This window comes from Burkholderia sp. MSHR3999, assembly GCF_000833595.1.
In the GTDB taxonomy this organism is placed as follows: Bacteria; Pseudomonadota; Gammaproteobacteria; order Burkholderiales; family Burkholderiaceae; genus Burkholderia; species Burkholderia ubonensis.
Genome location: NZ_JRFO01000007.1, coordinates 132,193 through 147,868 on the forward strand (window position 1 = coordinate 132,193; position 15,676 = coordinate 147,868).

Sequence of the window (15,676 nt, forward strand, 5' to 3'; positions counted from 1 at the left end):
GTGACAGGCGACGGAAAACTAGGGATGGACGATATCGTTGTCGGAGATCAGTCGGATACGCGGAAACGCATCCGGCCTCGTTGCGTCGAAGCCAGACTGTACGCAACGGGCGCGGCAAGCAGTCCCGTGACCAGAATATAGATTGCGGGTGCCGTCACCAGATGCGTGACTTCGATCAGGTAAGCGCACACGACGGGCGCGGTCCCGCCGAAAATCGCAGTGGCAAAGGAGTAGGTGCTGGCCATGCCGACATCCCCCCAGCTCTCCTTGAACAAGTCTGCGAGAACGACAAAAATGACGCCGACGATGCAGCCGGCCATGATTGCCAAAGCGGCTTGCGCAAGCAATTGCAAAACAGGATCGCCCGTCTGCAACACGCGGAACAGCGGATAGCTGCCGAGGACCAGCGAGACGATCCCGGCCAGGACGAGATTGGCCGCGCTTGTGACGCGAGCGCCATAGCCTGCGCCGATCGTCGACGCAGAGAAGACGATCAAGGTGACGACATTCGAAAAATGCGCGTCGAAGCTGGATGCGCCGAGATAGCTGTGTAAATAATTCGGCATCCACACGAGCAACGCATAGATGACGATTTCCATGAACGCCACCAGGATGAACGCCTGCGCCAGCGGCAACGCCGGCTTCCGGCGCGAAGTGCGGCGCTCCTGCGCGCTCACGCCCTTGCTGACCGACGACCTGAGCGAGTAGATCGCGAGCGACAATGGAATGCAGAGCAAAAACGGCCAGCGCCATGATTCGGACCAGTGCCCCGCAGTCGACCCGTGCATGGGCGGGCGCAACGCGCTGGCAAGATACGGCAAGCCGAACGTGGTGCCAGACGCCAACAGCATGCCGATGAATCCGCTGACCACAACGAATGCGCAATAAGGTCCGCGATTCCGGTCATTCGCGTTGAGCGACACGAAATATCCGCTTAACGGCATTTCGCCGCCGGCGCAAAAGCCTTGCAGCACTTTCAACGTCAGCAGCAGGATGGTCGCAAGGTAGCCGGCCGCCTGATAAGTCGGCAGGAATGCGATCAGGGACGCCGGCGTTGCCATGCCCAGCATGCTGAACTTGAGCGCCGTGCCGGTGCCGTATCGATTGCCCAAGGCGCCGAAAAACAGGCTGCCGAAAGGGCGTGCCAGGTAGCTGCTTGCGAACACCGAAAAACTCAGCGCCAGCGCCAGTTTGTCACTTGCGGGCGGAAAAAACAGACGGCCGATTTCCAATGCCATGAAGGCAGTGAGTGAAAATTCATACCATTCAAAAAGGTTGGCCGTGAGCGCTATTTTCAGGATTGGGTCAAATCTTGATCGCATGAAACGCTTTCCTTCATGAGCGACAGGACGTAGGGAAGGTTTCCGTCTATGACCTTGTTGCGCAACGCGGCGCAATGGCACTCTACCGTTCTGTCCGAAATGCGGAGGAATCGGGAGATTTCCTTGGTGCTGAGCCGCTCCGACCTCAAAAGAAAAACGCGGACCTGTGCATCCGTCAACGGAGTGATGAAATACTGGTGGACCTTGAAATAGGTGAGCGTTCGTTCGATCGATGATGCCGTGTTGTAAAACTTCCTGTTCAGCAGATAGACATTAATCGGCGGGAGGGTTCGCGTAATGTCGTGCCGATAAGTGACGATGCCAAGTATGTTTTTGCGCGTTCCCAGCACCGGGAATTTGACCATTTCCTCGACCTGCGCCTCGCCGCAAGCGTCGAGAAACTGGTGTCTGCCGATCACGTGGGATTTCTTTTCGCGCGCGGATAAATCCAGGCGCTCGATCGATTTTGCGTACTGTGCTCCCCAGTCGGGTTGATTGAATCTGATGTCCTGTATCGTCAGCCCCAGGAGATCCTTTGGATTTTTTATTCCAAACTGAAGCGAGTTGTGCAGGTTATTTGCGATGTATCTGCCGGTGTCCGCTTCCTTCAGGCTTGCCGAAGTCGGAAAGTTTTCGATGAGGCTGGCAATTGCGCTGTCGCATTTCATGGCGTAGCCCGGTGAGGTGCAAGGGGCGCATTGTGAGCGAATTTAATGAAAATTTCCCGAATAGTTTCGGGGAATTGTCGTCCACACTCCGATCTAGCATGCGCACGCGGGTACTGTATCAGTAATTTTCGCGGATGTCTTACTGGTGCCGTCTGTGGAAAATCAATCTGTAGTTTTGATTTTTTTTGAAACTTTGGGGTCTTCGGGATTTGTTTTGTAAACAATCGGCAGGAATCGGCGGCAGGCAGGAATGAGAGACGAGATGACGCACGTTCTGGAGCACCGACGTCAACTTGCCCTCGGCTATTGGCGATCCGCTTAGGCCGCTTTTGGCGTATCGGGACACGACGCAAGTCCCCAATTTTGTGTCCCGCCTGCGTTTCTTGAATTGGCTCGATGCAGGCGGCCTTGCGATCGCCGCGGATCCGGCGATCGCTTTTTCTTCCACCTGCTCCGCGGCGGGAATTGAGCCACTATCCGTGTTCACGGCCCGGTGAGCGGGGCGCGACGGCCGTCGCGCGGTGGACCCGCCCTTCGCCATTTCTCGATCTCCAGGCTGACGTGCGGCTGGACTTCTTATGGCCACGTTCCGATTCGGCGATAATGTAAAGACATACGGTGGGGCAATGTCAAACGCATCGCGAATGAGCGCCGGCAGCAGACCATAACGAGCGTATTCCTCGTGGGCATTGCGCCCGGGAACGCTGTTCGAACGGCCGGTGCCTTTGGCGGTGCGTTTTTCAGAGCCCCAATCGACAGTAAAAATCAAGAACCATTCCGAGCCGGTACATGAGTGACACCGTAATCGCCTTTCAGCCCACCTTGGAGGACCTCGTCCTCGCTTACCGCCTGAATCTGCGGCGCAGGTACAACTGGAAATATCTGCTCAAGACATTCGCGATCGCGTTGGCCGTGTATGTCCTTTTTTCGCTCGGTGTCGCCTGGATAGCAAACCGAACCCTGCCGGAACTGAGCGTTGTCTGGTGGATCGTCGGAATTGCGGCGTTGGTCACGATCGGCTGGCCCTTGCTTGCCAATCTGTTGCTGCCGCGCGCCGCTCGCAAGGTCTACGTCCAGCAAAAAAATCTCCACCAGCCTTACACGGTCACCTGCCGCAGCGATTGTCTCGTCGTCGAAACCCCGACCTCCCGCGAAGAAATCCGCTACGCGGATCTTGTCCATTGGAGCGAGGATCGCCACGTGATCCTGTACTACCAGTCGGTGCTGATGCTCCGCTTCATACCGAAACGCCTGCTCACCGAATCGCAAGTGGGGATTCTGCGCCAGACTCTGGCTCGAAACGGCGTTCGGAAAGTCTAGCAAGCTGATGAAGCGGGGATGGTGCAATCGAGTTTCGCGGGCACGTCGAGAAGTCTTGGGCGCGCCGCGAGCTGGCACCGGCCGGGCAGGCGACCTTTAGTCAGGCGCTTGCCTTGTTCGTCGAAGTCAATCTTCCCTTGTCGTTGATCCGCCGCGAAACCTGGGATGATTGGCGTTTAAGCGGAACAAGGCCAAATTCAGGATTCGGGTATCGGGCGATTGAAGCTGCCATAGCTGCCTTTGCCTCGGTACCCATTACATGGTCAATTCCCCCGTCGAGGCTGAATTTCTGGCCTCGACGTTTGGCATTACTTGAAGAGGAAACGATGCTTACACTCCTAAAAGGCGGACGGATCGTCGACGTCAACCACCACGAAGACGACCAGCCGTACGACGTTCTGATCGAGGATGGCATCATCCGGGAAGTCGCGGCACACATCGAGGTCCGGTCGGATGCGAACGTGCTTGACATCAGAGGCAAGACGTTGATGCCGGGGCTGATCGATTGTCACGTCCACGTCATGGCCAGCATGGCGAACCTGGGAGCAAACGCGAAGTTGCCCAATGCCTTTGCATTGTTCCGCGCGGTGCCGATTCTTCGCGGGATGCTGGAGCGAGGCTTTACGAGCGTTCGCGATGCAGGCGGTGCCGACTATGCGCTGGCACAGGCCGTGGAGGCCGGGCTCGCAGAAGGTCCTCGTCTATTCACCTCGGGCAAGGCGCTCTCCCAGACCGGCGGTCACGCAGACTATCGTGTCAGGCTTGACCACAGCGCCGACCACTGCCCTTGCTCGCAGTACTACGGTGCGATTGGTCGCATCGTGGATGGCGTGGATGACATTCGCCGCGCCATTCGACAGGAAATCCGTCAGGGCGCGACGCAAATCAAGATCATGGCGTCCGGCGGTGTCTCGTCTCCGACGGACCCGATCGGCAATCTGCAGTTCTCGGAGGACGAAATCCGGGCCGCCGTTGCCGAGGCGCGCCAGCATCAGACGTACGTCATGGCGCACGCCTACACGGCTCAAGCAATCAAGCGCGCTGTCGAGCTCGGCGTTCGCACGGTTGAGCACGGCAACCTCGTCGACGACGATGCGGCCCGTGTGATGGCTGAGCGAGGCGCCTTCATCGTGCCGACACTGATTACGTACGAGGCCTGTAGAACGGATGGCGCTGAAGCGGGTTATCCGGCGGATTCGCTGGTGAAGAATGCCGCCGTGCTGCAGAAGGGGCTGGATTCACTGGAGATTTACAAGCGCCACAAGGTCAAGATGGCCTATGGTTCCGACTTGCTGGGAACGATGCATCAACGCCAAAGCGAGGAACTCATGCTGCGCACGCGAGCGTTTTCAAACTTCGAGGTGATTTGTCAGGCGACGTCGATCGCAGCCGAGGTCTTGAACAAGACCGGCGAACTCGGCGTGGTGGCGCCGGAAGCCACCGCCGATTTGCTGGTGGTCAACGGAGACCCGCTGCAGAACATCGGTCTGCTGGGGGAGCAAGGGCGTCACCTGGACGTCATCATGAAGCAAGGCGAACTCTTCAAGAACAGCCTCGCTGCCTGACTGGCTACACAATTGCGCCGCGGGTCTGCCTCGGCAAGACCCGGTGGGTCGTTGGGCGGAAGCGTTTACGTGTAAATGCTTCCAATCCGGATTGCCAGCCGGTGTTCGCCAACAATGAAAGCATCCCGTAGGACGCTTCTCGCCTTGGCGAAGTCCTTGTCCGGCTGGGTTTTGCGCAAAAAACCGCAGCGGAATTTTGGCCCAGTTGACCCCCAACGTCGCAAAAATTCGCACCATCGCGCTCAAAAAAATGAAAGCGTCCCGCGGGACGCTTCCTGTACGGCGGAATTCTTGCTGGGCGCGGCTTCGCGCTACGTGAAGCGGAAACTACTCGACCCGGTTGCCCGTCGGCTCCATTCGACATTGAACTACGTCAGCCCCGTGATGTTCGAGAAGAACTGGGCCGCCGCTCGGCAAGGGCAAGCGGCTTGATTGCCTCGGCTATGGGATTCGTGAAACAGGGGCAAGGTCAGGAGGAACCAGGGCCGAAGCCCCGGTCTGCCCGCCCGATGGATTCATTCCGTGACACATTTTTCGGAATTTCCCTTCGAAGGCGGGCGATTTGGTGTCGCCGGATTAGAAGCGCTTATCTTGCGGAATCAAGCGTTTGCAGACGAGTAACAGCTTTTTCTGCAGTGATTTCGCTGTTGTGTAACGACTTCTAATCCGTATTGCCGCATCAGCAGCAATCAATGGTCGGCATTCGCCTCAATTATTTAAAAATCGAGTTCAATTGCCAGAGATTGTTGTCGCCTCTGCCTGTTGGGGAAGGGCGAGGTCGCATCCCTCATATTGTGTGCGTAGGCTCTTCCCCGTATGATTTTGCTAGGTTTTGAGGGAGGCCAGAACAAGGAAAATCAAATGGGAGCGCAGGACCTTATCGCATTAGTGAATTCGGGGTTAATCCAGTCCGACCGTCTCGTAAAACTGGATACTCCTGCCGGGCCGGACGTGCTGCTGCCACAAATCGTGGTGGGCACTGCTCGCCTGGGGCGCAATTACGAGTATGCAGTCGATGTGGTTTCGCTGCGGGATTCGCTTGATCTGAAATCGCTTATTGCGCAGCCTGTCACACTCTGGATTCAGCAGGCCGACAAGTCATACCGGCCACGACACGGATACGTGCATACCGCACGACGCTTGGGTGCCGACGGACAGCTGACGAGCATGCAGCTGATTTTCTCGTCTTGGCTCCATTTCCTGAAGTTCCGCAAGGACGCTCGGATATTCCAGGACCAGTCGGTCGAAGCCATCCTCGAAACGGTGTTTCAAGGGCATCCACAGGCGGTCGGGGCGTACCGAATCGAGGTGCGCAAGCCATCGCCCATGCGCTCGTTCTGCGTCCAGTACGAGGACGACTGGAACTTCGTGCACCGGCTGCTGGAAGCGGAGGGCTGGTTTTACTATTTCGAGCACGCAGAGGACGGCAAGTCGCACACCCTCGTCATCACGGACGACCTGTATTCGCTCAAGCCGCTCGAGCCTGAGCGTGTTCAGTTCTACCGCGCCGGAGTCACCCGTCAGCCGGAAGCGCTGGTGCATTGGGCGGGCGCGCGCACATTGCAGAGCACCTCGTACTCGACTCGGACGTTCGACTACAACAACCCCGATGCGCGCAAGGAGATGTCCTATCCGACCATCGCAAATCAGGGCGACCTGCCGCAGCAGGCCGAGGTCTACGAGTACACCGGGCCGTACTCGTATCTGGAGGAAGACCGCGGCAACCAGCTGACCAAGCTCAGGCTCGAGGAATGGGAGTCGCGCGCGAAGCGATTCTGCGGCGTGGGCAGCCTGCCCGGCATCGACGTGGGGCGTTGGTTCGCCCTCTTCGACCATCCTGAGCACGACCGGGACGCTGTAGAGGACCGCAAGTTCGCGGTCGTCGAGGCAACCTGGTACATCCGCAATAATTTGCCGGTGGGTAACAGTCAGCCCTTTCCGCATAGCCTGGATGCGCGTCTCGCCGAGGTCCGTGACTCTCATGAACAGTCGGCCTCGGCATTCGCGGTCAAGGACGCTTTGGGCAGCGAGGGCTTCTTCCTCGTGGAGGTGGAAGCCCAGCGCCAGAAGGTGCCGTTTCGCAGCCCGTTCCACCACAAGAAGCCCGTCATGCACCTGCAGACGGCGACAGTCGTCGGTCCAGAGAACGAGGAGGTTTACACCGATTCGCTGAACCGCATCCTCGTTCGCATGCACTGGGACCGACGAGAGGGAATGGGAGCGACATGCTGGGTGCGTGCTGCCTTTTCCGACACCGGTAGCGGCTACGGCAGCGTGCATGTGCCGCGCGTGGGTGAGGAAGTCATCATCGACTGGGTCGGCGGGGACTGTGACCGGCCAATTGCCACGGGGCGCGTCTACAACGGGGCGACCCAGCCTCGCTGGCACTCGAACGGCATCCTGTCGGGCTTCCGGTCGAAGGAATACGGTGGCGGCGGCTACAACCAGCTCGTGATGGACGATGCGACTGGCCAGAACCGGATGCAGCTTTTCTCGTCACAAGGCAGCTCGATGCTGCACCTCGGATACCTGATTGCCCAGGACGGCAACGTCCGCGGAAGCTACCTGGGTAGCGGCTTCGACCTGCGCACCGATGCCTATGGCGCTATTCGCGCCAATCGTGGGCTCTTCTTGACGACGCACTCCAGTACCGGGGCGGCGCAGCAGCTCGAGGTACGTGAAGCCCGGCAGCAGCTCGATGGCGCGCACGGCATGCTCGAAGCGCTGTCCCAGGCCAGCACCACGCATCAGGCCGAGGGGCTGAAGGCGGGCCTGGACGCGCTGCAATCGTTTAACAAGGCCACTGTCGACCATGTCGACGGCCCGGCGAGCGGCGGCCGCACGGCCGGCGGCGGGAGGGGCGCGGCCAACGCCTTCAAGAAGCCGGTGCTGCTCGTGTCTAGTCCTGCGGGCATCGGGCTGCCGACGCAGCAGTCAGCTCATCTGGGCGCCGATGAGCAGGTCAACCTGGTCAGCGGCCAGAGCACGCACCTGGTCGCGGGCAAGTCGCTCGTCGCGAGTGTTGCCCAGCGCATCAGCCTGTTCGTTCAGAACGCCGGGATGAAGCTGTTCGCCGCGAAGGGAAAGGTGGAAATTCAGGCGCAGTCGGACAACATCGAGCTGACTGCGCAGAAGACCGTGAAGGTTCTGTCAACAACGGAGAAGGTTGAAGTGGCGGCAAACCAGGGCGTCCTGTTGACGTCCGGCGGCGCCTATATCCGAATCCAGGGCGGCAACATCGAGATTCACGCCCCGGGCAAGATAGACATCAAGGGCGCGCAGCACGCGTTAGCCGGTCCCGCGAGTATCCCCTACGACTTGCCCGCGCTGCCGAAGGGCGACCTGCACAACAAGCTCGAGCTGAATCTTACGGATGACAACTTGAAGGCTGTGCCCAACGCGCCTTACAAGGTGGTGTTCGAGAACGGTACGACGATGACGGGCAATCTCGACGCCAACGGACATGCAGTGCTTCATGACATCCCAGACGGAGCTGCCAAGGCGTTCTTCGGTGAGGACTTACGCACATTCGAACAACAGCCCCTGCCCACTGCCAAGGAGATTGAGGCGCACGAGGTCTTGAAGGAACTTCATGCCGCGGGCCACGACGGCATTACAGGCGACGACCTTGCGAACCTGTTCAATCAATTTTCTGGCCGTCCCGACATCACATGACCAATACAAACCAGCAAGCGATTGAGGATGCGGTCGAGCAGATTGGCAAGTCCATGCTTGCCAATGCTGTTCCGCTGTTTTATGTAGCACAGAATGTCTATGACACCAGTCAAAGTCTCCTCGACGTCTGGAATGCACGCGACGCTACCGACGAGATGACCAAGGTCGAGACCGGTATCGACCTGCTGTTTGCCATCGTCGGATGGGTACCGGTAGTTGGTGCGGGGGTGAAGCAGACCTTCCGACTGGTCAATCACAAGTCGGAAATCTATGGACCATTGCTGTTCGACATCCTTCGACTTGTGCTGCAGGAAGCACACTGTCCGACTAGTCCTGAACAACTCGTCGATAAGCTCTTTGACGCCGCCGGGCTGAAAAATTTGCTGACCGGCGCACGAGGGCATATCGAGAAGTCCTGGCTATATCGCGACCTTCCGGCAGAGGGCCAAGCCGCGGTGAGCGCAGCACTAGTGTACGGCGAGCGGAACCTGCCCTTCTGGGTGACGATGTTTGTCGAGCGCAAGCTGATGCATTGGAAGAGGAAACAACCCAACTCATCGGCAGAGGGTGAAGTCTCTCATCGCAAGGAAACCGAGAAACCTGGGCGGAAGGGCGCTGAAGCCGAGGAGGGCCGAAATCGCGCTAAACCTGCGTCGTCTCGCGTGGTGAATGCAAAGCTCGCAGTTAGACGGGTAACGAACAAAGTAACGGGTATTTTGGGCGAGCACATCGCCGACTACTACTGCTACGAGAAGTTGAAGTGGGGTAACGGCTGGACGAAGCACGATGACGGCCTCGCTGGTAAGTGGGAAGTGGCACCGAGCGCCAGGGTGTTCGGCAAGCTCAATGACGGAGCCAAGCTCAACAAGCTGTTCGCCGAGAAGGCACACGGAAACGGGATTGACGGGGTATGGCGCGCAACTCCCGCGAACAACAACGGGAAGCCATTTGCCATCGTAGAGGCGAAGTCCTCGCGGGTCGCTCAAAAGCGCGTTCGCAAAGGGAAGCCCGGAGTTTCGGGCTTGCTTGGTCATGCGGTGGACAAAGTCTTGCCCCGACCCGTCGAGTTGCTTGAGCCGCCCGACGATGAAGGCGAAGCGGCGGACAACGACACTTCGACGGGAAAAAAGAAAGGTGGCCGCAGAAGGCCGCCCAAGTCGGGCTCGCCAGCGCCAAAAGCAGGTGGCGGCGACGCAGGCACGCCACCAGCTTCTGGCACCTCATTGCCGAAGAGTGGGGACCTTGCGCCTACCGGCGATAAAATTGCCCAGATGAGCCGTGGCTGGATACGGCAGAACCTGCAGGATGCGGTTGGGCCAGCGATGGCGCGTACGGTTGAGGCAGAGGGCTATGCTCGCCACATTCTGTACGTTCCGTTCTACTTGCCGAGCGCCTTGCAGCATGCGAAGGCGTTGCTGATAGGTATTGAGCATGTCCATCCGAACCACAACATCCGGTTCCACTATCGTGAGGAAGAAGTCCGGGTTGCGGTAAACGAAAAACAGCAGCGGCTGAACGACAGATACGGCATCAGGACGGCAACTTAAATGGACTTTACCCAGAAACGACGTCAACGGTTCATTAGCGAAGAATACTTCGAGTGGTGGTCGCGCTTTCACCTCGAGTCCATCGAGCAGTGGACACATACGCTCCCTGCGGAAGGGACCCCCGAAGAGAAGCAGGCAGGCGCTGCATATTTCCGTGCCGATAGCCGTTTCAGTCTCATGCTCCTGCGTTACACGGCCGGGGAGCCCATCGCGCCAATGCGCGAAGAATTGGAGCAAGTGGTTGCTGCCTATGAAGAGTACGCACAACGCGAGTCGCTGGTCTATCGTCCTGGTTGGCCAGCCTTCCGGCTGAGCCAGTTGGGCGACTACGAACGCGCGATGCAACTCATCGGCCTGTGTCATCTACTGCATAGAATCGACTTGCTTCCCCGCATTGCCGCGTTGGAGGACCCTACGTATCGCGCACGCGATACGCTTTACGAGGACCTTCTTGCGTACGGTATGGAAGGCCGTACTGACGTTGACAGCTGGTTTCACGAGTCGTACCGCGACTGTATCAACAGCATGTACGGAGACTCGGATGAAGAGAGCCTTGCGGACCTCAACGCCTATCTGGAGAAGTGGTATGCGTCGATGAAAGACCTCGGATGGCACGATAGCCACCTCAATCTTTCGAATGAATGGGGGCTCTATGTTGGGTACTGGGCAATCGAAGCCGCTGCGTTGGCCTACCTGCTTGAGCTCGACGATACCTCACTGCGCGAGCATATCGTCTATCCGAAGGACCTCGTCGATTTTGGTCGAAACTATCAGGAGTCTTCGCCTCCGACTCCAGTTCCCACAGCACCTACACCGGTCCGTACTGGCCAGATTTGTCCAGAAACAGGAGTCTGGAAGGCGCAGGGTCACAGTGTGCCAGGCGTGCTGGTGAATCAGGGCGAGCGAATGCCTGACGTTTTTGCGCCGGATAAAAGTGGTGCCTTCCGGCCGCAGCCCGCGCTCTGGACGCTCGAACGCAAGGCCTGACTCTAAGGACGACTGCCTCCGCCTCTCGCGGCCTCGTGTGAAGTAAACGTCGGGAGGATACAAGCGCATCTCTACGACATCTACGAGCCGTACTTTGACGTGCTGCGGCTGAAAATCCGCGACGAAGGCACTGATGCACGTCGCCTGTCTTTGGTCGCGATGAACTAAACCTGGTGAGCCGGACCTGCTGTTGTTCGCGGTCGTCACGGATGACCCTCCGCCTGAGATTGAAGCGGCCGGCCATGACCGGTGCATCATTCTCATCAAGCCCCGGAACATCGAAACATGGCGCAATCCGAGCGCATCGAACCTAGATGCGATGTACGCCATCGTCGATGACAAGGAGCGGCCATACTACGAACACAAGCTTGCCGCTTGAGACGATGTTTATCTGATTCCAATAGGTCACGGTTTCCTGATACTGTGTCTTGTGAAAGATAATGTAGGCAGACATCCGGCGTGGATTTCGATGGGGTCGAACGCGGGTTGCTTCCAAGGCGAAATAACAATCGAGATAAGAAGGGAAGAAATGGGCGAAGGGGAATGGTTTTCTCAGTTTTGTGGTGCGCTCCGCATCAATGCTGAAAAACGCGGTTCAATTAGTTACCGGACCGGCCGCATCGTGGGTCAGTTGAACTATGACCTTCGGGACAAGCTGGACTCGAAATCCGCATATCGGTTTTACGTCGGCTCGTACGGTCGCAGCACAGCTATCCCAAGTGTTAGCGACGTCGACCTGCTCTACGAGCTTCCGTATGCGCTCTATCAACGATTCCATGGGCACACCGGGAATGGCCAGTCCGCACTGCTCGCGCTTGTCAAAAACTCAATCCGGAACACCTATAGTGTCTCGGACATGGCAGGCGATGGTCAGGTGGTTGTCATCAATTTTGACGATGGCGTGCGGTTTGAGGTTTTGCCTGCGTTCGAGAATGTCGACGGGAGCTACACGTTTGCAGACTCGAACGGTGGTGGGTCATGGCGCGTTTGCAAGCCGAAACACGAGATGAACGCGGTCTCCGCGCGGAATACAGCCTGCAACGGAAACCTGGTCGAACTGAGCCGGATGGCACGGGCATGGCGCGACACAAACAACGTTTCGATGAGCGGGATGCTAATCGACACGCTTGCTTATCAATTTATTGCCAACTGGGCGCATCGCGACAAGTCATACCTCTACTACGATTACCTGACTCGCGATTTCTTCAACTACCTCGCGAACCTGGATACATCGCAGACGTATTGGCTTGCGCCTGGTAGCGGTTCATATGTGTACCGAAGCGATGTATTTCAGTTCAAGGCTCGCTCTGCAGAGCTTAGGGCAATTGAAGCAATTGGCCATCAATTGAAGGGCGAGAACTGGTCGGCACGGCAAAAATATCGAGCAATCTATGGAACAGCATTCCCAGCTTAACGATTCACGTCTGCAGCCGGCAGCCTCGCTCGAAGGGCAGTTGCGGGAGATGTACGCGCGAGCCGCGTACACCCACAAGACCCACGAGAAGATGGCCGACCGATACATTTCGCGTTACAAGCTTATCAAGAACGCGGAAATCTTCCTGTCGGCAGTGACGACGAGCAGCTTGTTGCTGGCAGTTCTCGGGGATACCCATCCATATACGCTTGTCGGCGTAGTGCTCTCGACAATCCTGTTGGCCTTCACGCTTTACTTCAAGGAAGCCAGTTTGGGTGAGCAGGCCCAGAAACACACTATCGTCGCGTCCAAGCTATGGGGTATCCGCGAAGCCCTCCTATCACTTCTGGTCGACATGAACGATGGTCGTGCTGTCGATGAAATCCGCGCTGCCCGAGACCGACTGAACGCAACTCTCGAAGACATCTACAAGGCGGCTCCCCGCACAAACGGCAAAGCCTACGCAGATGCTCAAAAGGCACTCAAGCAGGCTGAGGAGCTCTTCTTCACCGATGATGAGCTAAACCGACTGCTGCCGAAGGAACTGCGCACGAAGCGCAGCCAGCCGTAGCTACATTTGGCCGCTTCGCCAGCAGCCCCTCATTCTGAATGTGACCGAACACATGACGTACGCCGAGGCAATTCGCCCAATCCGCAACCGGCTCCGAAAATTTACCTACGGCAGTGTTTTGGCCGAACTGTCTCAGTTCATCAAGGCTGAATCGACAGCAGATGATGGGAAGCCGCACGCGCCATGGCTCGCCGAGCGCGTCGCAGTCTGGGTGCTGCGCGATGAGCCACGTATGTATGGTTCGGTGAGAATCTCGCGGCAAGAGTTACGGCGATGTATTGACCTGGCCTGGAAGGTCTCTGACCTAGCGTTCACCGGATTCGGGCCCGGTCGCTCCTTTCACCTCGCGCTTCGGTCGTGGATTCTCCCGCAGATTCCGCATCAACGAGAGCAAGAGCTGGGACCCTTCGCGCGTCAGATTGACCTCATCAATCAACTGCAACCGAACTCGCATCTCTATCGTCTGTTCGAAGACAGCTTGGGCATGCCGCCGATGGACTTTCTCGGCATCGCGACCCTCTTTCGCAAACACTCACTCGAAAATATTTCGACAGTCATTGCCGCGAGATACAGAGAGGGTCTGCAGGGAATATTTGGGCGAGCACCCGTCGAGCGATTCTATCAAACCATGCTTATCCCCCGAGCGGTAACTGCGGAACAATTCGGCGAGGTCAGTTCCGATGAATGGTTCCAACCAAACCTGTTATATCGGTCACCTTTCACACGCCTGGACAACGACACTTGGTATTTTTGGGGGCGCTGCTGCCTCGACCGTAACCTGGGATATGCGTTGAGTGACATCGTCGGCCGCAGCGAGAATCACGGGATTCGACAGAGTTTCGAAAAGCTGTTCGAAGAGTACGTCGGGCGCAGCCTAAGGCTGACTGGCCTTGAGATTCTGAACGAAGAGCAAGTCAGGACCCGTTTTTCGGTTGACGGCAAGTGCTGCGATTTCGCAGTTTTAGATGGGGCCGATGTGGTGCTGCTCGAGGTCAAGAACAAGGCCTTGACTCACACACTCCCCGCTGCTGGAACAGCACGTGATTACGCCTCAAAGCTCAGTGCGACCGTGAAAAAGGCGGATGGACAACTGAGGAATGTCGAGACTTTCGTACACGAGACTTATCCAAGCGCGACCGTGCACAAGGTCGTCATCACCTACGGTGACCTTTTTGCGGCCGAGACGGACCAGCTATTCACGGCAAGTGCAGACCACTTCGCGTCGGGAAACCCTGTCTACATTTTCAGCGTCGACCATGTCGACCGGCTTATCGAGGCCGTCCGGCTGAAAAAGTGCGGATTCGCGATGTTTTTCGAAGACTACACGAGGCGTCGAAGCATCCCAGAAAAGCGTCTTTTGCTGCTGTCCGACCTTCTGAACGAGGCCCCTTACCGCGGCCCAGAGCTGCCGCCTCACCTTTTCGATGTCTACGCCCCCTTCTACGAGAAGTTGATGGAGCGAGCGAGACCGAAGCAGATGGCGACAGCTTCCTGAAACTAGCGCCGCCGATACGACTCCCTTTTTCGCGACGATGCGCGCGGGCCGCTACACACCGCTGAGCCTATCGTAGGCAAAGCCGAACATGTCGCGATTCCCGGCTCGTATTCGGGCATACTTTCTTCGTTTCCCAAGCTTGGACTCGATAAGAGCGGCGGCCTGCGGTGCATGCGGAAAAGTGACGCCGGCATGATTACCCAACACGCAGGGACCTTATGCAACGGATGAAGACGCCGAATATTCGAACCTTCGACATGAAACTCGTCGATGACCTGTTCGAAATGAATGGCGGGTATGTGCTCGATTTCTCCGACCGAACCATGGGCATCTTCTTCCTGGAAGAGCTCAATATCGACATCGACGACCCCGCCTACCTTGATAACGGCACCTCCAAAGCGAAGCGATTGAGGTGCTTTCTGAACAAGGTCGACTTGGCCACAGCCATTACAACGCTCAAGGCGCTGTGGAAACATCGCGAATCTGTTCGGCAGTCGCAGGGTCGGGATGACTGGGTCATCAATGCTGAAGGACAGTTCCTATCCCTGATTAACCGTCTCGAGGGCAAGCCCGAGGGTACCGCTGGTGCGAACCGGCCGCCCAAACCGGCGCTCGATGGCCACCGGATTCTGGCACTCAAGACCAAGCTTCTCGAGTTGTCAGCACTGCCTCCGCATCCGCGCGGCTACGCGTTTGAAGCATGGCTCAAGGAGGCGTTCGACTGCTTCGGCCTCGAAGCGCGGGAGCCTTTCCGCCATCGCGGCGAACAGATTGACGGCAGCTTTGTGTTGCAAGGTGAGACTTATCTCGTTGAGGCGAAGTGGCAGTCCGAGCAGACTGGCGCGGCCGATTTGCACGCATTCCACGGAAAAGTGGACCAGAAAGCAGCCTGGGCTCGCGGCCTGTTCGTGAGCAACAGTGGGTTCACCGCAGACGGCCTGGCTGCATTCGGTCGAGGCAAGCGTGTCATCTGCATGGATGGCCTCGACCTCTTTGACGCGCTGGACAGACAGCTTCCCTTGAACCATGTGCTCGAACGGAAAGTTCGACGCGCCGCAGAATCGGGGCTCCCCTTCGAACGCGTGCGCGACCTTTTTGCCTGAGCGCAACCC

The 15,676-nt window shown here is 57.8% G+C and carries 12 protein-coding genes and 1 pseudogene; 10 read left to right on the top strand and 3 right to left on the bottom strand.

Translation table 11 applies throughout. The features are described from left to right. Positions 1-47 precede the first annotated feature (47 nt). The 3 genes from KY49_RS24270 to KY49_RS37620 all read right to left on the bottom strand — a co-directional run bounded on the left by KY49_RS24270 (position 48) and on the right by KY49_RS37620 (position 2,759). Positions 48-1,322, bottom strand: coding sequence for an MFS transporter (locus KY49_RS24270; protein WP_042587038.1), 1,275 nt, complete (start codon positions 1,320-1,322; stop codon positions 48-50). Further along, positions 1,295-1,990 carry a helix-turn-helix transcriptional regulator gene (locus KY49_RS24275; protein ID WP_042587039.1) on the bottom strand — a complete coding sequence of 232 codons (696 nt, stop codon included), beginning with the start codon at positions 1,988-1,990 and terminating at the stop codon, positions 1,295-1,297. The genes KY49_RS24270 and KY49_RS24275 overlap by 28 nt, the downstream gene beginning before the upstream one ends. A gap of 139 nt (positions 1,991-2,129) precedes the next feature. Further along, positions 2,130-2,759: a hypothetical protein gene (locus tag KY49_RS37620; protein ID WP_156162594.1), complete on the bottom strand. Its 630-nt coding sequence runs from the start codon at positions 2,757-2,759 to the stop codon at positions 2,130-2,132. A 20-nt stretch (positions 2,760-2,779) separates the two neighbouring features. On the opposite strand from KY49_RS37620, the gene KY49_RS24280 reads away from it, so the two are divergent. The 10 genes and pseudogenes from KY49_RS24280 to KY49_RS24320 all read left to right on the top strand — a co-directional run bounded on the left by KY49_RS24280 (position 2,780) and on the right by KY49_RS24320 (position 15,667). Beyond that, on the top strand, positions 2,780-3,310 hold the full coding sequence (locus tag KY49_RS24280) for a YcxB family protein (RefSeq protein WP_042587040.1): 531 nt from the start codon (positions 2,780-2,782) through the stop codon (positions 3,308-3,310). 326 nt (positions 3,311-3,636) lie between these two features. Continuing rightward, entirely contained in the window at positions 3,637-4,875 is a 1,239-nt protein-coding gene (locus KY49_RS24285; RefSeq protein WP_042588686.1) for a metal-dependent hydrolase family protein, read from the top strand. Positions 4,876-5,736: 861 nt separating this feature from the next. Continuing rightward, the gene (locus KY49_RS24290; protein WP_042587041.1) at positions 5,737-8,550 is read left to right on the top strand and encodes a type VI secretion system Vgr family protein; all 2,814 of its coding nucleotides are present in this window, start codon (positions 5,737-5,739) and stop codon (positions 8,548-8,550) included. Next, positions 8,547-10,097, top strand: coding sequence for a hypothetical protein (locus KY49_RS24295; protein ID WP_042587042.1), 1,551 nt, complete (start codon positions 8,547-8,549; stop codon positions 10,095-10,097). The genes KY49_RS24290 and KY49_RS24295 overlap by 4 nt, the downstream gene beginning before the upstream one ends. Beyond that, positions 10,098-11,084 (top strand): PoNe immunity protein domain-containing protein, encoded by a 987-nt coding sequence (locus KY49_RS24300; RefSeq protein WP_042587043.1) that lies wholly within the window; start codon positions 10,098-10,100, stop codon positions 11,082-11,084. Between the two features lie 130 nt (positions 11,085-11,214). Then, positions 11,215-11,463: pseudogene (locus tag KY49_RS36155) on the top strand (SOS response-associated peptidase family protein); the annotation flags it as partial. Positions 11,464-11,613: 150 nt separating this feature from the next. Continuing rightward, on the top strand, positions 11,614-12,498 hold the full coding sequence (locus KY49_RS24305) for an SMODS domain-containing nucleotidyltransferase (protein ID WP_042587044.1): 885 nt from the start codon (positions 11,614-11,616) through the stop codon (positions 12,496-12,498). Next, a complete protein-coding gene (locus KY49_RS24310; protein ID WP_042587045.1) occupies positions 12,476-13,069 on the top strand; it encodes an SLATT domain-containing protein in 594 nt (197 codons plus the stop codon). Before KY49_RS24305 ends, KY49_RS24310 begins: the two co-directional genes overlap by 23 nt. A 52-nt stretch (positions 13,070-13,121) precedes the next feature. Then, positions 13,122-14,564, top strand: coding sequence for a hypothetical protein (locus KY49_RS24315; protein ID WP_042587046.1), 1,443 nt, complete (start codon positions 13,122-13,124; stop codon positions 14,562-14,564). A 257-nt stretch (positions 14,565-14,821) separates the two neighbouring features. Further along, positions 14,822-15,667: a restriction endonuclease gene (locus KY49_RS24320; RefSeq protein WP_042587047.1), complete on the top strand. Its 846-nt coding sequence runs from the start codon at positions 14,822-14,824 to the stop codon at positions 15,665-15,667. Positions 15,668-15,676: the final 9 nt, after the last annotated feature.